The following is a 19,817-nucleotide window of genomic DNA, read 5'->3' as shown; positions in this document are numbered from 1 at the left end:
GGTGACGCTGGCAGAACTTGGGGGGAGAGTGCCGGGGGCACTCTTCCGCCTGCGCGGGGACGACGGCAGCTGCTATCAGAGTTCGCCGTCCAGCACCGGCTCCGCCGCCGGCGTCATCATATGCCCCAGCTTCGCCTGCTTGGTGTTCAGATAGCCGTTGTTGAAGGCATTGCGGTTCACCAGCAGCGGCACGCGCTCGGCGACGTCGAAGCCCAGGCGGGTCAAAGCGTCGATCTTGCGCGGGTTGTTGGTCATCAGGCGCACGGCTTCGATGCCGAAATGCTGCAGCATCGGCCGCACCAGCTCGTAGTTGCGGGCGTCGGCGTGGAAGCCCAGCTGCAGGTTGGCTTCGACGGTGTCGGCGCCGGCTTCCTGCAGGCGGTAGGCGCGGATCTTGTTCACCAGGCCGATGCCGCGGCCTTCCTGGCGCAGGTAGAGCAGGATGCCGCGGCCTTCGGCGGCGATCTTCTTCAGCGCGCCTTCCAGCTGGGCGCCGCAGTCGCAGCGCTGCGAGAACATCACGTCGCCGGTCAGGCACTCGGAATGGATGCGCATCAGCGGCGGTTCGCCCGTGGACAGGTCGCCCAGGGTCATGGCCAGGTGCTCCTTGCCGGTCGCGTGTTCCACGAACGCGTGCAGCGTGAACTGCGCCCACGGCGTCGGCAGGGTGCACGAGGTGACGTAGTCGACGAGGTTGGACGAAGCGGCGGCGTTGTCTTGCATGACTGGTTCCTGGAACAATGACGTTATCAACCTGGGGTTTGGCCCCCAAAGTAAACCTCGAGTTTACCGGAAATCCGACACTCCCGTACGGCCCAGGCCCGCGCCGGAAGGATTAGTATCCGTGCGGCATCATCATATGCTAGGCTGGCGGCGGCTTTTTCCTCGATGACCGCGATGCCGACCTCCCGACCCTTTCCCCGCAATCTGCTGCCGCGCCGCCTCGCCGCCTGGCTGGCGCTTGCCTTCACCCTGCTGTCCTTCCTGCTGTCGGTGCTGCTCGTCACCGTGATCGAGCGCCGCAACACGGAGCAGGTCAAGTCCAGCATCGGCCACGGCCTCGAAGAGCTGGCCCTGCAGACCTCCGACAAGCTCGAGCGCGGCATGTACGAACGCTACCGCGAAGTGCGCCTGATTTCCCAGCGCCGCGGCCTGCGCCCGGAGACGCCGGTGACGCGCCGCCGCGAGACCCTCGACCAGTTGCAGGACAGTTACGGCTACTACAGCTGGATCGGCATCGCCGGCCTGGACGGCAAGGTGCAGGTCGCGGCCAAGGGCCTGCTGGAAGGCGCCGACGTGTCGAAGCGGCCGTGGTTCAAGGATGCGTTGAACGGCAAGCATGCCGGCGACGTGCACGAGGCGGTGCTGCTGGCCAAGCTCCTGCCGCAGCAGACCGAGCCCTGGCGCTTCGTCGACGTCGCCTTCCTGGTGCCGGACGACCACGGCCTGCCGCAGGGCGTGCTGGGCGTGCACCTGTCCTGGCAATGGGCGCGCGACGTCGAGCGCTCGGTCATCGCGCCGATCGCGGCGCGGCGCCAGGTCGAGGCCCTGATCGTCGACGCCAAAGGTAGCGTCCTGCTCGGCCCGCCCGGCGCGCAGGGCGGCACGCTGTCGCTGGCCAGCCTGAAGGCGGCGCGGACCGGCAGCGGCGCCGGCTACCTGGTCGAGAAGTGGCCGGACGGCGAATCCTGGCTGGTCGGTTACGCGCGCGGCCACGGCCACGCCGAATATCCCGGCATGGGCTGGACCGTGCTGGTGCGCCAGAAGGTCGACGACGCCTACGCGCCGGTGCGCCGCCTGAGCGAATACGGCCTGGCCGCCGGCGTGCTGCTGGCGGCCCTGTGCTCGCTGGCGGGCGTCGTCGTCGCGCGCCGCATCACCCGTCCGCTGGACCAGCTGGCGCATTCGGCGCAGCGCATCCGCAAAGGGGAGCCCGTGACGATCGGCTCGGGACGCGGCGGGTATGAAGAAGTCGAAGCCCTGTCCGGCACCCTGAACGTGCTGGTCGAAGATCTGGTGCGCCGGCGCAGTGAGCTGGAAGACCTGAACGCCACGCTGGAGCTGCGCGTACAGCAGCGCACGGTCGAGCTGGAACAGGCCCTGGCGACCGTGCGCGCCAGCCAGCAGCGCATCGTGAACATCATCGAGACCGCCCAGGACGCCTTCATCAGCGTCGACCTCGACGGCCGCATCACCGACTGGAACACGGCCGCGCAGGCGCTGCTGGGCTGGAGCCGCCAGGAGGCCGTCGGCCGGCTGCTGTTCGACATGGCAATCGCCGAGCGCCACCGGCCCGCGGCGCGCCAGGCCCTGGAGAATTTCCGGAACACGGGCCTGCTCGACCTGCTCGACGGCCGCGTCGAGCGCACCCTGGTCAGGCGCGACGGCGTCGAGATCACGGCCGAGATGACGGTCGGCCTGGTCGGCACCGGCGAAGGCGTGTTCTTCAGCGTGTTCCTGCACGACGTTTCACAACGCAAGGAAGTCGAGCGCATGAAGAACGAGTTCGTCTCCACCGTCTCGCACGAGCTGCGCACGCCGCTGACCGCGATCAGCGCCTCGCTGTCGCTGCTGGCCATGGGCATGGCGGGCGAGTTGCCGGCGGACGCCAAGGGTCTGGTCGACGTCGCCAGCGCCAGTTCGGAGCGCCTGGTGCGCCTGATCGGCGACGTGCTCGACATCCAGAAGATGGAAGCCGGGCAGATGGACTACCGGCGCGAGGACCAGCCGATGCTGCGCATCGTCGAGGGCGCGGTGGCGGCCATGGACAGCTTTGCGGCCCAGGCCGGCGTTACGCTGGCCTTCGAGGCCGGGGCAGGCGCCGGCAAGCTGCGCGCCGAAGTCGACCGCGACCGCATTACCCAGGTGCTGACCAACCTGCTGTCGAACGCGATCAAGTTTTCCGAGACGGGCAGCAAGGTCCTGACCCGCCTCAGCGATGAAGGCGGGGCCTTGAGGATCGCCGTGATCGACCACGGCGCCGGCATCCCGGAAGCCTTCCGCGAACGAATCTTCCAGCGCTTCGCCCAGGCCGATTCGGCGGACTCGCGCAAGAAGGGCGGCACCGGACTGGGCCTGAGCATCTGCCAGACCATCGTCGAGGAGCATGGCGGCCGGATCTGGTTCGAAACGGAAGAAGGCGTCGGCACGCGCTTCTTCGTGGAGTTGCCGGTGACTGTCCTCTTCTAGTCGACCGCCCGTCTTCGCCGCTCGGTATCAGTACAGGACGGCAGAAGAAGGTGTCCGCTGCGGGGCAGACCGGCATCGATGATCTTGTTGAGTTCATCGATGGCAAAGGGCCGATAGAGGACTGCGTTGACCCCTTGATTCCCTCGGCTGGCCTGTGACGCCGGTTCCGGATCGGACAGCAGCACGATGAAGGCTTCCGGCGAACAGCGTTTCAATTCCCCTGTCAAAGAGCGTCGGTCATCATGATTCACCGCCGTACAGGTCAGGATCAGATCAAATTGAATCATGTGTGCCGCATGCAAAGCCTTTTTAGGACTGAATACAGGCGTTACCAAATAGCCAATTGATGAAACGATATTCGCAGTCTTATTGCAGAGTTCCGAATTCTTTTCCAAGACTAAAGCGTATCTCATACTTCCATCCCTCGAATACTTATCGATTATGTGAGATTAAGTATGTGCACATTATTTTTCTTTAATGGTAAAGATAGCACAGGAGCCCGATTCTTAAAACCGCATTTACAGGGGCAGCCCCTGATCGCTCGCTCGTCGTAATTACTGCAACGGAAAACGATTGCGTGGAAAATAAACTGGTTTTTTGGGAGGGTTAGCAGTTATCATCTTTATGCAGTCCGGGTTCATTAGTTAATGAACATGCTAATCCAATTGCAGGAACTCGAAATGAGCGGTATGTCTGGGCACGTTTGCTCCAAAATTCTACTCGTCGATGACGAACCGGACGGTGCGGAATTTGCGGCGACATTGTTTGGTGCCCATGGCTTGATTGTGCTTGTTGCGCATTCCGCACAGGAGGCGCTTCAAATTCTGCATGATCAAAACGACATCGATGCCGTATTGACCGATGTAATGATGCCCACCATGGGTGGACTGGAGTTGGCAAAAGCTATTCATCAAGAATATCCGCAGATCAAGATCGTCTTGATGTCGGGATATGCAGCTCCCGAACAATTAAATGCGGAGGAGCGGGCTTATTCATTCGCGGAAAAGCCCTATCGGATTGAACACGTGCTGAAGCTGTTACGCGCTTAGTGTCTCAATGGTCGTAGCTGAGCACCCGTAGCAGCTTCCACTGCCCGCCCTCGCGCTCCCACACCATCGAGAAGCGGTAGACGCTGCATTCCTCCGGCGCCGGACCCGGCGGCTTGTTGCAGAACCTGTGCTGCCCGATGTGCATGGCGTGGTCCGGGCCGGCGGGAAAGATTTCCACGGTCTCGGGCATGGCGATGCGGCGCACCCGGTTCGGCGCCCTGAAATTCTTTTCGAAGATGGCGATGTTGTCGGCATAGCCGGTGACGCCGCTGCGGTCGTGGTAGAACTCCAGGCGCGGGCTGAAGCCTTCCTTCATGGGGCTGATGTCGCGCTCGTTCAGGCCGCCGAACAGGCGCGCGTCCGCGGCCGTGATCTCGGCTTCCAGTTGGGCTCGCGCCGGATCTTTTGGGGCCGCCGTTGCCGCCGTGCAGGCCGCCACCAGGCAGAGCGCCACCATCGCTTTGTTCATTCAGATCTCCTTTCAGGGAAAGTCCTGACTATGCCGAACTTGCATGGCCGGATGCACGCCGAATCTGACGAAAGGACCGAGCGCGTGGTCCAACGGTGGGATTGAGCCGACCGGCGGTGTTGCCGGAAATGCGGAAATTGTTGATCGCCTGCTTTAACGCAAATTTCTAACGATATAATTATTCGGCATCATTCTTCGTGCAGATCGACCTGGAGCAAAGCGATGATCCGGACCCTGATGGCGGAAGCAAACCCTGTTGCGCGGCTGGGCATGCGCTCGATACTTGGTACGCATGCGGACGCGCTGGAAATCGACGAAGCCGGCAGCCTCGACGAGCTGCTGGGCAAGCTGCGCGAACGCTACTACGAATTCATCATCGTCGAGCCGGCGATGTGCGGCGCCGGCGCAGCGCTGGTCGGCCGCCTGCGTGAACTCTCCCCCTGGTCCGACATCCTGGTCTTCACGGCGCTCGACGAACTGAGCTTCGGGGTCGACGCGATCCGCAGCGGCGCCAGGGGCTACCTGATGAAAACCGCCACGCGCGACGAATTGCGCACCGCGGTCAAGCGCGTCACCGGCGGCAAGCTCTATCTCAGCAAGGCGCTGGCGGCGGAGTTCGAACGCGGCGCGCGCAAATACGACGCCCGCAACAAGCCGCACGAAAACCTCAGCAAGCGCGAGTTCCAGGTCTTTTCGCTGGCGGTGTGCGGCATGACGCCGATCGAAAGCGCGCACATCCTGGAGGTGAGCACGGAAACCGTGGGCGCCTTCAGGGACAGCGTGCTGGCGCGGCTGGGACTGGCGACGCCGCGCGAGCTGGCCGGGTATGCGACGGAACAGGGCCTGCTCCGGGAATGCCGCACGACCTGCAGCGCCCTGTGGTCCGGCCGCTATGGCCAGCATGGCGCCGAGCCGGCGACGCGCAGGATCCCGGCTACCGTGTAGCCGGCGCCTTACGCGGCCGCCACGCCCTGCGCCGCAATCCGGGCCGCCAGCTCGGCGGCCGGCGCCGGCTTGGCGATGAAGTAGCCCTGGGCCACGTCGCAGCCGTTGGCGCGCAACCACGCCAGTTCCTGTTCCGTCTCGACGCCTTCGGCTACCACCGACAGCCCCAGCGCGTGGCTGAGCATGATGGTCGACTGGACGATGGCGGCGTTGCGCGGCGAATCGGCGATCGCGGTGACGAAGCTGCGGTCGAGCTTCAGTTCGTTCACCGGCAGGCTTTTCAGGTAGGCCAGCGAGGCCTGGCCGACGCCGTAGTCGTCGATCGACAGCTTCACGCCGAGTGCCGCCAGCGCGTTCAGGTGGGCCAGCGCCAGCGCCGGCTCGTCCATCAGGGCGCTTTCCGTGATCTCGAGGCACAGGCTGGAAGCCGGCACCCGGTGGAATTCGAGCAGGGCATGCACGCGCCGCGGCAGCTCCGGATCGAGCAGGTCCAGCGTCGACAGGTTGGCCGACACCGCAATCTCCAGGCCTTCCTTGCGCCACTGCGCCAGCTGGCGGATCGCGGCGTCCAGCACCCAGGGCGTGACTTCGCGGATGAAACCGGTCTGCTCGGCAAAGGGGATGAAGCTGCCCGGCGGGACCATGCCGCGCTCCGGATGGCGCCAGCGCAGCAGGGCCTCCACCGCGACAATGCGCCCGCTCCTGAAGTCGAGCTTCGGCTGGTAGGCCAGCGTGAATTCGCCGCGCTCCATGGCGGCGCGCATGTCGCCGATCAGGGACAGCTGTTCCGGCGCGGGCTCGGCGCCGGCTTCGTGGGCGAAGGCCAGGCCGGAGCGGCGCCGCTTGGCCGCGGCCAGCGCCAGCTCGGCGCGCCGCAGCAGGGTGCTGGCATCAAGACCGTCCTGCGGATACAGGGAGATGCCGATGCTGCCGCCGATGTCGAGGCGCTGGCCGTCCAGCGTGATCGGGTCGCGCAGCTGCTCCAGCACGGCGCCGGCAAAGCCGCGCGCGCAATCCTGGGTCTCGATCTCGAGCAGGAAGGCGAAGTGGTCGCCCCACAGGCGCGCCACCATGATGGGCGGCCGCTCGAGGGTCGAGATGCGCTCGCCCACCTCGCGCAGCAGGCGGTCGCCGACCTGGTAGCCGAGCGCGTTGTTGATCATGGCGAAGCGGTCGATGTTCAGCACCGCCACCGCGCGCGGGACGCCGGCCGGCAGGCGCGCGAATGTTTCGAGGAAGCGCGTGCGGTTGGGCAGGTCGGTCAGGCTGTCGACGTAAGCGAGGCGCACGATGCGCTCTTCGCGGCTGGCGATGCCGTCGCGCATATGGGCGAAGCTGGTGGCCAGCCGGCCGATTTCGTCCTGCGGCAGGGCCGGCAGGGCCTGGCCGTAGTCGCCCTGGGCGATGCGGTGCGCCGCGGTCGACAGCTGGTCCAGCGGCCGGACGATGCGCCGCGCCAGCGTGAAGCTGCCGAGCGCGAAAACCAGGATGGCGGTGCCGATCACGCCCAGCAGGCGCGCCTGCAGCAGGTTGAACGGCGCCTGGACCTGGGCCACCGGCAGCTGCAGCACGGCCTGCATCGCTCCATCCAACGGCAGCCGCATGGTGCGGTAAGGTTCGCCGCCGACCTCGAGCAGCTCCTGCTGGCCCGCGGCCGGCAGATGGTTCAGGGCCAGGTCGGCGCGGCGCGGCGCGTCGAACGAGGAAGCCAGCAGGACCGGGCCGCGCGCGCCGAAGCGCACCATGTGCACCGCCAGTCCGGTCACCTCGGCCATGTCGCGCGCCCAGCGGTCGTCGACCTGGAAGGCCATCGCCACCCAGGCGATGCGGCGCGGCGCCATGATCGGCACCAGCACCACCTGGTACAGCTGGCCGTTGCGCATCTGGCGGAAGCCCGCGCTGCGTCCGCTCCGCTCGGCCTCGAGCAGCAGGTCGGGGAAGGGGAATGCCTCGCCGGGGCCGGTCGGACGCTGCGAGCTGGCGATCAGGGCGCCGTCGATGCCGGCCACCATCATGACCTGGGCGTGGATGCGCTGGCCGTGGTTGCCGATCACCGAGCGCATGGTGGGCTGGTCCTGGGTCGCGATCGCCTCGCGGAAGGCGAAGTCGGCGGACAGCACGGCGGCCGCGGTTTCCAGCTGGCGCTGGTTCTGTTCGAGCAGGCGCTGGAAGACCTTGGCGCCGACCGCCAGCTCGCTTTGGCCTTCGCTGCCGACGATGCGCGCGCTGCTGTCGCGCACCAGGGCCAGCACCAGGGCCATGACCAATACCAGCAGCCCCACGAAGACGAGGACGATGCGGCGCTGGAGCGAAGTCGGGACCATGGGTGATGCCTGGTTGTGCTGAGTATTGATTAGTATTGGTCCTGGTCGACCGCCGTGTGCGGCTTGGGCTCGCGGGCCCGCGCATCCAGCACCAGCCTGAGTTTTTGCGCGGCGGCGCCCAGCTCGATTTCGCCGGCGGCGGCCTGCGCGTTCTGCAGCGGGTGCCATAGCCGCAGGCGGTAGCGGCCGGCCGGCAGGCTGGCGATGGCTACCCGTCCGTCCGGCCCGGTCTTGCCGAACCAGGGCGTCTCGACCACCAGCACATAGGCTTCCATCCAGTCGTGGATATTGCAGCCGATGATGACTTCACCCGGCTTGTCGAAGGTGATCGGCTGGCCGGGCTTGCCCGCGTACAGCTTGATCTCGAAGCGCTTGGGCTGGGAGAAGGAGTAGACGTGGTGGCGCACCGTGTCCTTGTTCGGGAAGTCGACCGAGGCCCCGGTCTGGACCACGGTCACCCAGGGCGCGAATTCCTGGCCGCGCTGCTCGATGACGGCATGCGGACGGTTCTTCGGTGCGGCTGCCGGACCGCCCAGCGGCTCGAGCAGCACGGCGGCGTCGGCCAGCGGCTTGCCGGCCGGCGTCACCACCAGCGCCTCGAGTGTGGCGGCGCCGGCCGGACTGGCGGCGAAGGACAGGGCCCACAGTGCCGGCAACAGCGCACGCACGGACATCGTTTTCCTTACTGGTCGAGCTGCATGGCTGGCGCGATCTGCCAGAGTTCGGTGGTGAGGTCGCCCTCGCGGTAGGTCAGCACGTGCAGGACCTTGAGCGGCAGCTTGCCGCCGTAGTCGGCGCGCTGCTGCACCGAGGCGCCCTTCGCGTTGGCGAAGGCGCCCAGCTTGCCGAATTGGACAGGACGCGGCTTGCCGTCGTTCGCGGCGATGAATTTCTGCCACACCGCGCGGATCGCTTCCTTGCCGCGGTAGCGGCCGTCGAGCGGACCGCCGACCCATTCCATATAGGCGTCGTCGGCGTAATCCTTCATCAGCGCGTCGAGGTCGCCGGCGGCAACCGCGTCCAGGTGGGCGCGCGCCTTGGCTTCGTCCAGCGGGCCGGCGATGGCGGTGGTGGTGGAGAGGCAGGCCGCTGCGACCAGGGCCAGGCTTGCACAGCTTTGCTTGAATTTCAGGATCGTCATGCGCGTCTCCTTGTCGTTATGCCGGGCGGATTTATGCCTGGAAATTAATAATACACGGAAACATCTTGGCGTTCTATATACATGGGACAACGTTGTTTTCGCGCCGTAATGACGCACCGTCATTCCCGCGCAGGCGGGAATCCAAGGTATCAGCGCAGCTCATGCAGAGCGATCCCGCCGAAGGCCTGGTCCCAGGCAGAGAAATCGCTTTCCAGTCCCGGCAGCAGGCGCAGCAGGGCCGGCTTGTCCTTGTGAAAGGTGGTGGCGCTGCCGTCGATCTCGCGGGTCGACTGGAGGCGGAACGACTCCACGCCCTGTTCGTTCTTGACCGCTTCTTTCAAGAGAGCCAGCACCTGCTGGCCGTCGAGCTTCAGGCGCAGCAGCTGGACCGCTTCGCCGGCCTCGGCGCGCACATAGCGGCGCTGGGTCTCGGCTGCGATCTCGCCGGCTTCCAGTGCGATCCGCACCTGCTTGCGGTGGCGCGCGCCCCAGTCGAGGAAGGGCAGGGCGAATGCCGTCACCTGGGCCGGGTCGGTGCGGTAATCCATCACGGCCAGCGCGTCGACCAGCGGCGCCAGGCCGTCCAGCAGGGCCGTTTTGCCATCCCACCAGAAGGGCACGACCAGTTCCAACCGCAGGCTGCCGGCAGCGCTGCGCAGGCTGCGCGCCATGGCCAGGTAGCGCGCGTCCCAGTCGACCCTGCCGCTGCCGTACTCCGGCAGCAGATAGGGCTCGACGTCGAACTGCAGGCCGGCCAGGCGCGCGGCCGCTTCCACGCCGGCGTTGTAGGCGGCGTAGGCGCGCACCAGGCTTGCCAGCGCCGGCTGCTGTTCGGGCAGGACCATGTGCGGGTCGCCGTCCACGCTCAGCACGCGGATGCCGCGCTTGCCCGCGGCGCGGATGAAGGCTGCCAGCGCGGCCGGCTCGCGCACCGCGCCGTTCTTGAAGGGCACGGTGATGAAGAGATCGCGCACCTGCTGCGCCGCGGCCCAGTCCAGCAGCCGGTCGCCATGCTCGCGCCAGTCGGCCGCCTTCCACACCCAGGTCGAGCGCGCAGCGGCTTGCGTGTCCGCCGCCGGGTCGGGCTCGAGAGCCAGCGAGGCGATCGTCATGCTCGCCGCCTGCGCCGGGCATTGCAGGACGAAGTGGCGCCAGGCGGCGGGATCGAGCGCTTTCGGCAGCGCGAGCCGCATAGGCTCGGTGCCGGCGGCTTCGCGGGCCGCCAGCTGGCCGAGCCCGAGCGCGCTTTCACGTGCGGCCTGCGCGGCGTCGGCCACCTGCAGGATGAAACCCGCGCCACCAGAGTAGGAAGCGGCGATGCGCAGGCGCGCACGCGGCAGGAACCAGGGGCCGGTGAGAAGGACTCCGGCCGGGCGCGTGCCGGCGGCGCAATCGATCGTCAGCGCGCCGCCTTCGAGCCTGGCGCGCACCCGCTCCTCGACCCCGAAGGCGCGCGCCTGCATGCGCTCCAGCAGGTTGGCGCGCAAGGGCATCGGACCGGGCCGGGGCGCACCCTGGTGGGAAGAGGGCAGCACGTGCTCGCTGACGGCGAAGCGGCCTTCGCGCACGCGGCCGTGCAGCAAGATGGTGCGCTCGGGTTCTTCGCCGGGCGCGAGCGGGAACAGGGTCTCGACGCGGGCGCCGGCGGGCAGGGCCAGGCTGCGGCAGCCGGGGCGCTCGACGTGTTCGCTGGTCAGCCAGCGCAGCGGCGCGCCATCGGCGCCGGCGGTGTCGGCATAAGGCTGCTGCTGCGCCGGCGCATCCGCCTTTGGGCACAGGTGCAGCCAGGCGGCGTGGGCGGGGGCGGTCATCGCCAGCAGCAGCGTCAAAAGAAGTCGGCGCATCGCGGCTCAGGCGCCAAGGCTGCCCTTGCGCTTCATGGCGCCCCAGCTGGCTTCCTTCTGGGTCGCCCAGCGGAACAGGCCGATCAGGCGCCACCAGGTGTTCAGCTGGCGGTAGCCGAGGTTCTCGATCAGAACGATGAAGCCCAGCGCCAGCAGCTGCTTGCCGCGCGGGTAGATGTGGAAGGACATCTCTTCCAGCAGCAGGCCGGAGGCGGACAGCAGGATGCCGAGGCCGATCGCGACGAACATGAAGGTCGAGAAGGCCTGCCAGGAAATCGCGCCGCTCAGGAAGGACACGATCATGAAAAGGTAGCCGCCCACTTCGACCACCGGCCCCAGCCACTCGAACAGCAGCATGAACGGGAAGGCCAGCCAGCCCGGCACGCCGCCGTTCTTCGAGAAGAACAGGCCCCAGTTGGCGTTCAGGCTCTCGGCCAGGCCGCGCTGCCAGCGGATGCGCTGGTTCTTCAGGGTCTTCAGGTCTTCCGGCGCCTCGGTCCAGCACACCGGGTCCGGCACGAATTCGATGCGGTAGGGCTGGCGCCGCGCGCGCAACAGGCGGTGCAGGCGCACGATCAGTTCCATGTCCTCGCCGATGGTGTCGGGGCGGTAGCCGCCCACGCTCACCACGGCGTCCTTGCGGAACACGCCGAAAGCGCCGGAGATGATCAGCATGCCGTTCACGGCCGACCAGCCGAGGCGCCCGAACAGGAAGGCGCGCAGGTACTCGACCACCTGGAACAGGGCCCAGGGATTGCGCGGCAGGCCGACCTTCGTGAGGAAGCCGCCGGCCACTTCGCAGCCGTTGGCGATGCGGATGGTGCCGCCGGTGGCGACCACGGTCGGGTCGCGCAGGAAGGGCTGGGTCACGCGCTCCAGGCTGTCGCGCTGCAGGATCGAGTCGGCGTCGACGCCGCAGAACAGCGGATAGCGGGCGGCGTTGATGCCGGCGTTGAGCGAGTCCGCCTTGCCGCCGTTGAACTTGTCGATCACGCGCAGGTTCGGGAATTTCGTCGACCGGTAAATTGCCTTGATCTCCCTGGTCGGGATCTGGCGGCGGTAGGCTTCCGGGAAGGGCAGCAGGCCGAACTCGCGCTTCAGCACATCCAGGGTGCCGTCCTTCGAGCCGTCGTTGACCACCACCAGCTCGTATTCGGAATAGGTCAGCTGCAGCATCGAACGCACCGAGGCGGCGATGCTCGCTTCCTCGTTATAGGCAGGCACCAGGATGCTGACCGGCGGCTCCAGGCCCGAGTAGGCGCGCGGCAGGTCGTCCAGCATCTCTTCCTGGCCCTTGCGGTGCAGGGTGCGCAGCGACAGCAAATTCAAAACGAGGTAGCCCCCGTTCAGCAGCACGAAGTAGCCCAGCACGAACCAGGTGACGAAATCGAGCAGCAGGTGGTGCGAGTTCATGCGGTCTCCGTTTCTTCGGCCAGCGCATCCTGCTCGGCCATCACCTGGGCCAGCATGTCGGCGGCGTAGCGGTCGTCCAAGGTGGCGTGCAGCGCGTCGAGGTCGGCGCGCTTCAGCCAGGGCAGTTCGACCAGGGCCTGGGCCGCGCGGTAGCGCACCCACCATTCGCGGTCGGCCAGCATGGCGACCAGGCGTTCGACGTCGCCGCGCTCGCCGATGCGGCCCAGCGCCTTGGCGGCCTGCACCCGCACCTGCCAGTCTTCGTCCGACAGGAGCGTGCGCACCTGCGCCTGCAGCAGCGGCGTGTTCACGATGCGCAGGGCGGCGGTGACGATGGCGACCTCGCCGCTGGCCAGCGCGGCAGCCAGGGACTCGGCCGGCAGCTCGATGCGCAGGGCTTCGGCGATGCGCAGCGCGCGCGGCAGGCGCTGCGCATTCAGGCGCGGCAGCATCCCGGCCAGCACCGCCGCCACCGGCGTGCCGGCCTGCTGCAGGATGCCGGCCACGTGCGACATGGCCCAGTCTTCGCGCTCGATGAACAGCGGCGTCAGGTATTCGGCGGCGGCCTGCGGATCGATACGCACCAGCGCCCACAGCGCGGTCAGCGACAGGGTCGGGTCATCCATGCCGGCCAGGCGCAGCAGCTGCGGCCAGGCCTGGCGGTCGCCCAGGTGGCCCAGCATCAGCGCGGCCAGCAGGCGCTCGGTGCGCGCGCGCCGGCCCAGCATGGCGCGCGCTTCGCCGTCGAGGCCGAGGCGGCAGGCGATGGCATTCAGGGCCGCGCCGGCGTCGCCGCGCAGCGAGGCTTGCAGGTGCACCCACAGCTTGATGAAGTGCAGGCGCTCGGCGCCGCGCAAGGGCGGCAGCTGTTGCGGGATGTCGCCGACGATGGCGGCGTTCAGCAGCGGGCGCCAGCGCGCGAGCGTGCGCGCCTTGCGGCGTTCACTGGCGCGCAGGCCGATGCGCAGGCGGACGATCTGCAGGCCGAGCAAGAGGGTCAGGAGCAGGGCGGCGATGCCGGTCCAGAACGCCGCCGCCAGGATCGGGTCCCCGTCAAAGCTCATGCGGCTGTTTTGAGGAAGCGGCGCAGGCGCGCCAGCAGTTCTTGCGGCTGGAAGGGTTTGATGATGAAGTCGTCGGCGCCGGCGTCGAGGGCGCGCACGGTGTCGCGTTCGGTGTTCTTGGCGGTCAGCATGATGACTGGCGTTTCGCGCCAGGTGTCCTGGGCGCGGATCAGGGCCACGATCTCGAAGCCGTCCACGTAGGGCAGCATCACGTCGAGCAGCACCAGGTCGGGCGCCGGACTGGCGAGGACGTGGGCGGTCGCGGCGCGGCCGTCGGCGACGTGGGTGACCTGGTAGCCCTGGCGCTCCAGCATGAAGGTCAGGACGTGGGCAATGTGGACGTCATCCTCGACGACGAGGACGGTGGCGTGTGCGCTCATGGAGTGGCCGCGAAAAAGTTGCTTTAAGGCTCCATTTTATACCGAGCTGCGGGCAAAGCGCCGTCTGTTCCCGCTAAATTGTGGTCCGCAAGCGACTACCGGCTGTCACATTTCCCGAGCAAGCTTGGCAGGCTGTCCAGTTTCGTGGGCAGCCTGCCAACTGTGGGCCGCCGATTCCGGCCCGCGGCGATCAGCGCGGCAGGTCGAACAGCAGCAGCTCGGCCGCCTCGGCCTTTGCCAGCGTGACGCGCTCCTCGTCGGCGATCTTCATGGCGTCGCCGGTGTTCAGGACCACGCCGTTCACCTCGACCCGGCCGCGGATCACGTGGACGTAAGCCAGACGCCCGGCGGCCAGTGCATGTTCGGCCTGATCGTCGCCGTCCAGGATGGCGGCGTACAGCGAAGCGTCCTGGTGGATCAGCACCGAGCCTTCGCGGCCGTCGCCGGAGGCGATCAGGCGCAGCTTGCCCTGCTTTTCCTCGATCGGGAAGTGCTTTTCCTCGTAGCTCGGCGGGATGCCTTGCTGGCCGGGCTGGATCCAGATCTGCAGGAAGTGCACCGGCGCCGTCTTCGAACCATTGAACTCGCTGTGCCGCACGCCGCTGCCGGCGCTCATGCGCTGTACGTCGCCGTAGTGCAGCACCGAACCGGTGCCCATGCTGTCCTTGTGCTCCAGCGCGCCGTCCAGCACGTAGGAGATGATCTCCATGTCGCGGTGGCCGTGGGTGCCGAAGCCGGCACCGGGAGCGACGCGGTCTTCGTTGATCACCCGCAGCGGGCCGAAACCGACGTGGCGCGGGTCGTAGTAGTCGGCAAACGAAAAGCTGTGCTGGGAATTCAGCCAGCCGTGGCTGGCGTGGCCGCGGTCTTCACTTTTGCGAATTTCGATCATGGTTGGCTCCTGTGTGCGTTCTCGATGGAAGCCAGTATAGCGAGACCGGTTCAGGAAGAAAAACGAGTAGTTTTGCGGGTTAGGATCGAAAAAATCGATGATCATCCGCGCAGCGGATCCAGCAGCCCGCGCAGCGCGTTATGGTCGATCTCATACATCAGCTCCAGCAACTCGCCCAGTTCCCCGCGAGGAAAGCCCTCGCGCGCAAACCACGCAAGATAGTGGCCGGGAAGTTCCGCAATCTTCTTCCCCTGGTATTTACCGAAGGGCATTTCGCGGACGAGGAGCAGTTGCAGGTGTTCTGGTTTCATGGTGGCGCCATTGTAGTAGCATGGCCGGAGGAGGAGGGCACCGTCATGGACCTTGAGCACAACCTGCAGCGCTTCGTCGACGCCCAGGAGGGCATCTACGCCACCGCGCTGGCCGAGCTGCGCGCCGGCCACAAGCGCACCCACTGGATGTGGTTCATTTTCCCGCAGGTCGAAGGCCTGGGGCATAGCGAGATGGCGCGCCGCTACGCGATCCGCTCCGCCGACGAAGCCGCGGCCTACCTCGCGCACCCGGTGCTCGGCAAGCGCCTGCGCGAATGCACCGCCAGCGTCGCCATGCACGAGGACCGCGGCGCCGACGAGATCTTCGGCCATCCCGACGACCTGAAATTCCACTCCAGTATGACTTTGTTCGCCGACGTCGCCCCGGACGAGGCGCTGTTCCAGGACTGCCTGGACCGCTTCTTCGACGGCAGGCCGGATGCGGGCACGATGGCGAGGCTGTCATGAACACGAATCGGAGCGAGGCGCTGCCGGCCTTCGTGCGCGGCCTGGAAGCGCTGGTCGACCGCGGCGCCGACGAAGCCACGATCCGGCGCGAGGGCGGCGCGCTGCTGGCGGACCTGATCGCCCGCGACGACTGGCTGCCGCCGGCGCTGGCCGAGCCGGATCCGGACAGCTACCGCATCCACCAGTTGCACGTCGACCCGGCCGGCCGCTTTTCGGTATCGGCCATGGTCTGGGGACCGGGGCAGGGCACGCCCATCCACGATCACACGGTCTGGGGCATGGTGGGCGTGCTGCGCGGACGGGAACGCTGCGAGGAATTCGCGCCCCTGCTGGAGCGGGGCGGGCCGCTGGTCAGCGGGCAGGTGCACGAGCTGGCGCCGGGTGATATCGACTTTGTATCACCCACGATCGGTGATATACATCGCGTATCGAATGCGCTGGCGGACGGCACTTCGGTCAGCATCCACGTGTATGGCGGCGACATCGGCAGCATCGAACGCTCGCGCTACGACGATGCGGGCCGCGCCACGCCTTTCGTCAGTCCCTACGCCGCCTGCCTGCTGCCCGGTCGTGCGAGCTGAGGTGGATTTGCCGTTGTTGCGTATAATCCGCCGGATCGCTCGTTCACCAACACATCTCAATAACAACTATGGCTTCATCTTCAGAAAACATCAGCATGGCGGTGTTCTGCGACTTCGAAAACGTCGCACTCGGCGTGCGCGATGCGAATTACGAGAAATTCGACATCAAGCCCGTCCTCGAACGCCTGCTGCTCAAGGGCAGTATCGTGGTCAAGAAAGCCTATTGCGACTGGGACCGCTACAAAGGCTTCAAGGCGACGATGCATGAAGCGAATTTCGAACTGATCGAGATCCCGCACGTACGCCAGTCGGGCAAGAATTCGGCCGACATCCGCATGGTGGTGGACGCGCTCGACCTCTGCTACACCAAGGCCCACGTCGACACCTTCGTGATCATTTCCGGCGACTCCGACTTCTCGCCGCTGGTGTCGAAGCTGCGCGAGAACGCCAAGCGCGTGATCGGCGTCGGCGTCAAGAATTCGACCTCGGACCTGCTGGTCGCCAACTGCGACGAATTCATCTTCTACGACGACCTGGTGCGCGAAGTGCGCCGCGCCGCCGCCAAGCGCGACGAGCGCAAGAGCCAGCCGCAGCAGCGGGGCGGCCGTCCTTCCGACGAGAGCAACCGCAAGAAGGAAGAGATGGAGACGCGCAAGCTGCAGGCGCTGGAGATGGTGGTCGAGACCTTCGACGCGCTGGTTTCCGAACGCGGCGACACCGGCAAGATCTGGGCGTCGCTGCTGAAAGATACCTTGAAGCGCCGCCGTCCGGATTTCTCCGAGACCTATTACGGTTTCCGCACCTTCGGCAACCTGCTGGAAGAGGCGCAGACCCGCGGCCTGTTCGAGTTCGGCCGCGACGAGAAGTCGGGCACCTATGTCTACCGCACCCAGGCCAATGAAGCGCTGCGCGCCGTCGCGGAAGTCGATCCGGGGCAGGCGGCGTTCGAGGCGGTCATCCAGGAGGCCAACGACGAGCTGGCCGCGGAGACGCAAGGCGAGCAGCCGAGCGAGCTTCCTGCGGCGGCACCGGCCCGCGAATCCTCGCGCCGCCGTGGCGGACGCGGACGCAAAGGCCGTGAGCAAGGCAGCGACCTGGCCGCCGAGCAGGCCGCATTCGCGCAGGAGCAGGCGGCACAGGAAGAAGCCGGCATGGCCAGCTGGCCGGCGCCGACCCCGGACCTGGCCGAATCCGATGACGCCGCATCCGCGAGCGTGACGGCGCAGCTGCAGGCTGCCGAGGCGTCCGATGCGGCCGAAGCCGCGCCGGCAGTCGCGCCCGAAACCGAACCGGAAGCCGCTGCAGAACAGCCGGCCGCCCCGGTGAAGGAACGCCGCCGCGCGCCGCGCAAGCCATCCACCCGCAAGAGCAGCGCGGCCCAGGCCACGGCCGAAGCGGCTGCGGCGCCTGCGCCCGGCGCCGAAAACGCAGCCGTCGCCGCCGATGCGGCAGCGGCGCCCGCCGACGACGGCATGACCGACGCCGACCCGTCCGATCCGGCGCCGGCCGATGCCGAAGCCGGCGAGCAGGCCGACGACCAGGCCGCCAAGGATCGCAAGAAGTCCTCGCGTCCGGCCCACAAGGCACCGTCGCGCAAGCCGGCCGCGCGCGCGCGCCGCCCGGCCAAGCCCAAGACGCCTGAAGGCGCCTGATCCGGTTCTTGCGCGCGCCGGGTCAAGCCGGGATTGTGCAATACTGACAACGCACATCCTGGCTTGCCCGCCCGCGTAAAGGACCGACATCATGCGACCGCTCTCCGGACTGCTCATCGTCTCCGCTGCCCTTGCGGCGCCGCTCGCGGCCGCGGCTGCGCCGCCACCTTCGCCGTCGGCCTCCCATCCGCTGCTGGGGATCTGGATCCTCAGCATCCCCCAGCTCGGCTGCTCCGAGACCTACCACTTCCGCGGCGACGGCACGACCCTGGTCAAGAGCGCCGCCGAGGTCTCGGAAAGCGAGTTCACGGTGGCCGAAAAGCCCAGCGCCAAGGGCTTCTACAAGCTGGAAGACCGGGTGGTGAAGGACAACGGCAAGCAGGACTGCTCGGGCGAAGTCATGCAGATCGGCACCCGCGCCACCAACTACCTGCGCTTCCACCCCTCGGGCGCGCGCTTCGTGATGTGCCGGGAGGAGTCGATGGAGGCTTGCATCGGGCCCTTCGAACGGATGCCGGCGCAGGGGATTTGATCCGCCGAAAGATGGCTGGCTGTGCCGCTTGGGTGTATATTGCTCGGCGCTTAGTCATTCATTATCGGATCCCTGATGTCCCCGGCACTTCTCTTCTGCATCCTCATCGCGTATTTCGCACTGCTCCTCGGCGTCGCCTGGGCGACTTCGCGCAACGCCAACAACGACAGCTTCTTCATCGGTAACAAGAGCAGCAACTGGATGCTGGTCGCCTTCGGCATGGTCGGCACCACGCTCTCGGGCGCGACCTTCATCAGCGTGCCGGGCGCGGTCGGCAGCGACGCCTTCGGCTACGGCCAGGTGCTGATCGGCTACGTGTTCGGCTACGTCGCCGTGGTCTACCTGCTGCTGCCGCTGTATTACCGGCTGAAGCTGACCTCGATCTACACCTACCTCGACGGCCGCCTGGGGCGCCGCGCCTACCAGAGCGGGGCCGGCTTCTTCATCCTGTCGCGCCTGTTCGGCGCCACCGCGCGCCTGTATCTGGTGGTGGCGGTCCTGCAGAGCATCATCCTGGACAGCCTGGGCGTGCCGTTCTGGCTGACCACCTTCGTCATCCTCGGCATGATCCTGATGTACACCTACCAGGGCGGCGTGAAGACCATCGTCTGGACCGACACCCTGCAGACCACCTGCATGCTGGCCGGCCTGTTCGCCTGCGTCGGCTACATGCTGGGCCAGCTCGACCTGACGATTCCGCAGGCGCTGCAGCAGATGCACGAGCGCGGCCTGTCGCGCGTGTTCACCCTCGACCCCAACAGCCCCAGCTTCTGGCTGAAGCAGATCGTGGCCGGCGCCTTCATCGTGCTGACCATGACCGGCATGGACCAGGAGATGATGCAGAAGACGATCTCCGTGAAGACCCTGGGCGACTCGCAGAAGAACCTGCTGAGCCTGACCGCGGTGCTGGTGGTCGTGCTGTCCGCCTTCCTGTTCCTGGGCGGCCTGCTGTATTTGTACGCCCCGGTGGCCGGCGTCACCGCCACCGGCGACAAGATCTTCTCGACCGTGGTCATGGGCCATTTGCCGGCCGCGGTGCAGATCGTCTTCCTGATCGCGCTGATCTCGGCGCTGTTCCCCAGCGCCGACGGCGCCATCACCGCGCTGACGTCCACCTTCTGCATCGACATCCTCGGCATCAAGCGCCGCCAGGACTTGTCGGAAGACGCCAAGCAGCGCCTGCGCCGCCACGTCCACCTCGGCTTCGCGCTGCTGTTCCTGCTGATGGTGCTGTTCTTCAAATGGGTCGACAATTCCAGCATGATCGGCGTGATCCTGAAGCTGGCCAGCTATACCTACGGACCGCTGCTGGGCCTGTTCGCCTTCGGCATGATGACGACGCGCACCCTGAACGACCGCCTGGTGCCGGTGGTGACCATCGTCTCGCCCATCCTGTGCGCGCTGCTGGAATACAACCAGCATTACCTGCTCGGCCATTACCGATTGGGCCTGGAGTTGCTTATGATCAATGGTGCCGTCGTGTTTATCGGCTTGTTCGCCATCTCGCGCCGCGCGACCATCAAGCCGGCCGCTGCCACGGCCTAACCTATAATTAATTTCCCA

20 protein-coding genes are annotated in these 19,817 nt (G+C 66.8%); 8 read left to right on the top strand and 12 right to left on the bottom strand.

Annotation, left to right across the window (positions count from 1 at the left end; genetic code table 11):
* Nucleotides 1–75: 75 nt before the first annotated feature.
* Nucleotides 76–723 carry a GTP cyclohydrolase II gene (gene ribA / locus ACFPO9_RS08715; protein WP_379769546.1) on the bottom strand — a complete coding sequence of 216 codons (648 nt, stop codon included), beginning with the start codon at nt 721–723 and terminating at the stop codon, nt 76–78.
* Nucleotides 724–897: 174 nt separating this feature from the next.
* On the opposite strand from ribA, the gene ACFPO9_RS08710 reads away from it, so the two are divergent.
* Nucleotides 898–3,189, top strand: coding sequence for an ATP-binding protein (locus ACFPO9_RS08710; RefSeq protein WP_379769544.1), 2,292 nt, complete (start codon nt 898–900; stop codon nt 3,187–3,189).
* On the opposite strand, the gene ACFPO9_RS08705 is transcribed toward ACFPO9_RS08710, so the two are convergent.
* Nucleotides 3,186–3,584 carry a response regulator gene (locus ACFPO9_RS08705; RefSeq protein ID WP_379769541.1) on the bottom strand — a complete coding sequence of 133 codons (399 nt, stop codon included), beginning with the start codon at nt 3,582–3,584 and terminating at the stop codon, nt 3,186–3,188. The two genes, ACFPO9_RS08710 and ACFPO9_RS08705, sit on opposite strands and share 4 nt — an antisense overlap.
* Nucleotides 3,585–3,869: 285 nt before the next feature.
* Between ACFPO9_RS08705 and ACFPO9_RS08700 the strand changes: the two genes are divergently transcribed.
* Nucleotides 3,870–4,238: a response regulator gene (locus ACFPO9_RS08700; RefSeq protein WP_379769539.1), complete on the top strand. Its 369-nt coding sequence runs from the start codon at nt 3,870–3,872 to the stop codon at nt 4,236–4,238.
* A gap of 4 nt (nt 4,239–4,242) precedes the next feature.
* On the opposite strand, the gene ACFPO9_RS08695 is transcribed toward ACFPO9_RS08700, so the two are convergent.
* Entirely contained in the window at nt 4,243–4,707 is a 465-nt protein-coding gene (locus tag ACFPO9_RS08695) for a nuclear transport factor 2 family protein (RefSeq protein WP_379769537.1), read from the bottom strand.
* Nucleotides 4,708–4,929: 222 nt separating this feature from the next.
* Between ACFPO9_RS08695 and ACFPO9_RS08690 the strand changes: the two genes are divergently transcribed.
* Nucleotides 4,930–5,652 (top strand): response regulator, encoded by a 723-nt coding sequence (locus ACFPO9_RS08690; RefSeq protein ID WP_379769535.1) that lies wholly within the window; start codon nt 4,930–4,932, stop codon nt 5,650–5,652.
* Nucleotides 5,653–5,660: 8 nt separating this feature from the next.
* Here the strand turns inward: ACFPO9_RS08690 and ACFPO9_RS08685 are convergent, their stop codons facing one another.
* From ACFPO9_RS08685 to ACFPO9_RS08645, 9 genes are all read right to left on the bottom strand, one after another.
* Nucleotides 5,661–7,976, bottom strand: coding sequence for a putative bifunctional diguanylate cyclase/phosphodiesterase (locus tag ACFPO9_RS08685; RefSeq protein WP_379769532.1), 2,316 nt, complete (start codon nt 7,974–7,976; stop codon nt 5,661–5,663).
* Between the two features lie 29 nt (nt 7,977–8,005).
* Nucleotides 8,006–8,650: a methylamine utilization protein gene (locus ACFPO9_RS08680; protein ID WP_379769529.1), complete on the bottom strand. Its 645-nt coding sequence runs from the start codon at nt 8,648–8,650 to the stop codon at nt 8,006–8,008.
* A gap of 8 nt (nt 8,651–8,658) precedes the next feature.
* Nucleotides 8,659–9,117, bottom strand: a complete 459-nt coding sequence (locus ACFPO9_RS08675; RefSeq protein ID WP_379769527.1) for a nuclear transport factor 2 family protein — start codon at nt 9,115–9,117, stop codon at nt 8,659–8,661.
* Between the two features lie 149 nt (nt 9,118–9,266).
* The gene (locus ACFPO9_RS08670; RefSeq protein ID WP_379769525.1) at nt 9,267–10,961 is read right to left on the bottom strand and encodes a hypothetical protein; all 1,695 of its coding nucleotides are present in this window, start codon (nt 10,959–10,961) and stop codon (nt 9,267–9,269) included.
* A 6-nt stretch (nt 10,962–10,967) separates the two neighbouring features.
* Nucleotides 10,968–12,374 (bottom strand): glycosyltransferase family 2 protein, encoded by a 1,407-nt coding sequence (locus tag ACFPO9_RS08665; protein ID WP_379769523.1) that lies wholly within the window; start codon nt 12,372–12,374, stop codon nt 10,968–10,970.
* Nucleotides 12,371–13,438, bottom strand: a complete 1,068-nt coding sequence (locus tag ACFPO9_RS08660; RefSeq protein WP_379769521.1) for a HEAT repeat domain-containing protein — start codon at nt 13,436–13,438, stop codon at nt 12,371–12,373. The genes ACFPO9_RS08665 and ACFPO9_RS08660 overlap by 4 nt, the downstream gene beginning before the upstream one ends.
* Entirely contained in the window at nt 13,435–13,818 is a 384-nt protein-coding gene (locus tag ACFPO9_RS08655; RefSeq protein ID WP_379769519.1) for a response regulator transcription factor, read from the bottom strand. Before ACFPO9_RS08655 ends, ACFPO9_RS08660 begins: the two co-directional genes overlap by 4 nt.
* A 190-nt stretch (nt 13,819–14,008) precedes the next feature.
* Nucleotides 14,009–14,710 carry a pirin family protein gene (locus tag ACFPO9_RS08650; RefSeq protein ID WP_379769517.1) on the bottom strand — a complete coding sequence of 234 codons (702 nt, stop codon included), beginning with the start codon at nt 14,708–14,710 and terminating at the stop codon, nt 14,009–14,011.
* A gap of 101 nt (nt 14,711–14,811) precedes the next feature.
* Nucleotides 14,812–15,021 carry a DUF3820 family protein gene (locus ACFPO9_RS08645; protein ID WP_379769515.1) on the bottom strand — a complete coding sequence of 70 codons (210 nt, stop codon included), beginning with the start codon at nt 15,019–15,021 and terminating at the stop codon, nt 14,812–14,814.
* 45 nt (nt 15,022–15,066) lie between these two features.
* On the opposite strand from ACFPO9_RS08645, the gene ACFPO9_RS08640 reads away from it, so the two are divergent.
* From ACFPO9_RS08640 to ACFPO9_RS08620, 5 genes are all read left to right on the top strand, one after another.
* The gene (locus tag ACFPO9_RS08640; RefSeq protein WP_379769512.1) at nt 15,067–15,489 is read left to right on the top strand and encodes a DUF1810 domain-containing protein; all 423 of its coding nucleotides are present in this window, start codon (nt 15,067–15,069) and stop codon (nt 15,487–15,489) included.
* A complete protein-coding gene (locus ACFPO9_RS08635) occupies nt 15,486–16,070 on the top strand; it encodes a cysteine dioxygenase family protein (protein WP_379769510.1) in 585 nt (194 codons plus the stop codon). Before ACFPO9_RS08640 ends, ACFPO9_RS08635 begins: the two co-directional genes overlap by 4 nt.
* A gap of 68 nt (nt 16,071–16,138) precedes the next feature.
* Nucleotides 16,139–17,722, top strand: coding sequence for an NYN domain-containing protein (locus ACFPO9_RS08630; RefSeq protein WP_379769507.1), 1,584 nt, complete (start codon nt 16,139–16,141; stop codon nt 17,720–17,722).
* A gap of 91 nt (nt 17,723–17,813) precedes the next feature.
* Complete coding sequence (locus tag ACFPO9_RS08625) at nt 17,814–18,254, top strand: hypothetical protein (protein WP_379769505.1); 441 nt, start codon at nt 17,814–17,816, stop codon at nt 18,252–18,254.
* Between the two features lie 75 nt (nt 18,255–18,329).
* Complete coding sequence (locus ACFPO9_RS08620; RefSeq protein ID WP_379769503.1) at nt 18,330–19,799, top strand: sodium:solute symporter; 1,470 nt, start codon at nt 18,330–18,332, stop codon at nt 19,797–19,799.
* Nucleotides 19,800–19,817 lie beyond the last annotated feature (18 nt).

It is taken from the genome of Massilia aerilata (genome assembly GCF_042656905.1).
GTDB classification, from domain to species: domain Bacteria; phylum Pseudomonadota; class Gammaproteobacteria; order Burkholderiales; family Burkholderiaceae_D; genus Telluria; species Telluria aerilata.
This window is presented reverse-complemented; position numbering and strand designations above follow the sequence as displayed.

Coding starts and splice junctions, on each gene's coding strand:
- ACFPO9_RS08690 (WP_379769535.1), top strand. CDS start 4,930: ATGATCCGGACCCTGATGGCGGAAGCAAACCCTGTTGCGCGGCTGGGC.
- ACFPO9_RS08620 (WP_379769503.1), top strand. CDS start 18,330: ATGTCCCCGGCACTTCTCTTCTGCATCCTCATCGCGTATTTCGCACTG.
- ACFPO9_RS08665 (WP_379769523.1), bottom strand. CDS start 12,374: ATGAACTCGCACCACCTGCTGCTCGATTTCGTCACCTGGTTCGTGCTG.
- ribA (WP_379769546.1), bottom strand. CDS start 723: ATGCAAGACAACGCCGCCGCTTCGTCCAACCTCGTCGACTACGTCACC.
- ACFPO9_RS08680 (WP_379769529.1), bottom strand. CDS start 8,650: ATGTCCGTGCGTGCGCTGTTGCCGGCACTGTGGGCCCTGTCCTTCGCC.
- ACFPO9_RS08675 (WP_379769527.1), bottom strand. CDS start 9,117: ATGACGATCCTGAAATTCAAGCAAAGCTGTGCAAGCCTGGCCCTGGTC.
- ACFPO9_RS08710 (WP_379769544.1), top strand. CDS start 898: ATGCCGACCTCCCGACCCTTTCCCCGCAATCTGCTGCCGCGCCGCCTC.
- ACFPO9_RS08635 (WP_379769510.1), top strand. CDS start 15,486: ATGAACACGAATCGGAGCGAGGCGCTGCCGGCCTTCGTGCGCGGCCTG.
- ACFPO9_RS08695 (WP_379769537.1), bottom strand. CDS start 4,707: ATGAACAAAGCGATGGTGGCGCTCTGCCTGGTGGCGGCCTGCACGGCG.
- ACFPO9_RS08625 (WP_379769505.1), top strand. CDS start 17,814: ATGCGACCGCTCTCCGGACTGCTCATCGTCTCCGCTGCCCTTGCGGCG.
- ACFPO9_RS08670 (WP_379769525.1), bottom strand. CDS start 10,961: ATGCGCCGACTTCTTTTGACGCTGCTGCTGGCGATGACCGCCCCCGCC.
- ACFPO9_RS08660 (WP_379769521.1), bottom strand. CDS start 13,438: ATGAGCTTTGACGGGGACCCGATCCTGGCGGCGGCGTTCTGGACCGGC.
- ACFPO9_RS08630 (WP_379769507.1), top strand. CDS start 16,139: ATGGCTTCATCTTCAGAAAACATCAGCATGGCGGTGTTCTGCGACTTC.
- ACFPO9_RS08645 (WP_379769515.1), bottom strand. CDS start 15,021: ATGAAACCAGAACACCTGCAACTGCTCCTCGTCCGCGAAATGCCCTTC.
- ACFPO9_RS08640 (WP_379769512.1), top strand. CDS start 15,067: ATGGACCTTGAGCACAACCTGCAGCGCTTCGTCGACGCCCAGGAGGGC.
- ACFPO9_RS08685 (WP_379769532.1), bottom strand. CDS start 7,976: ATGGTCCCGACTTCGCTCCAGCGCCGCATCGTCCTCGTCTTCGTGGGG.
- ACFPO9_RS08650 (WP_379769517.1), bottom strand. CDS start 14,710: ATGATCGAAATTCGCAAAAGTGAAGACCGCGGCCACGCCAGCCACGGC.
- ACFPO9_RS08700 (WP_379769539.1), top strand. CDS start 3,870: ATGAGCGGTATGTCTGGGCACGTTTGCTCCAAAATTCTACTCGTCGAT.
- ACFPO9_RS08655 (WP_379769519.1), bottom strand. CDS start 13,818: ATGAGCGCACACGCCACCGTCCTCGTCGTCGAGGATGACGTCCACATT.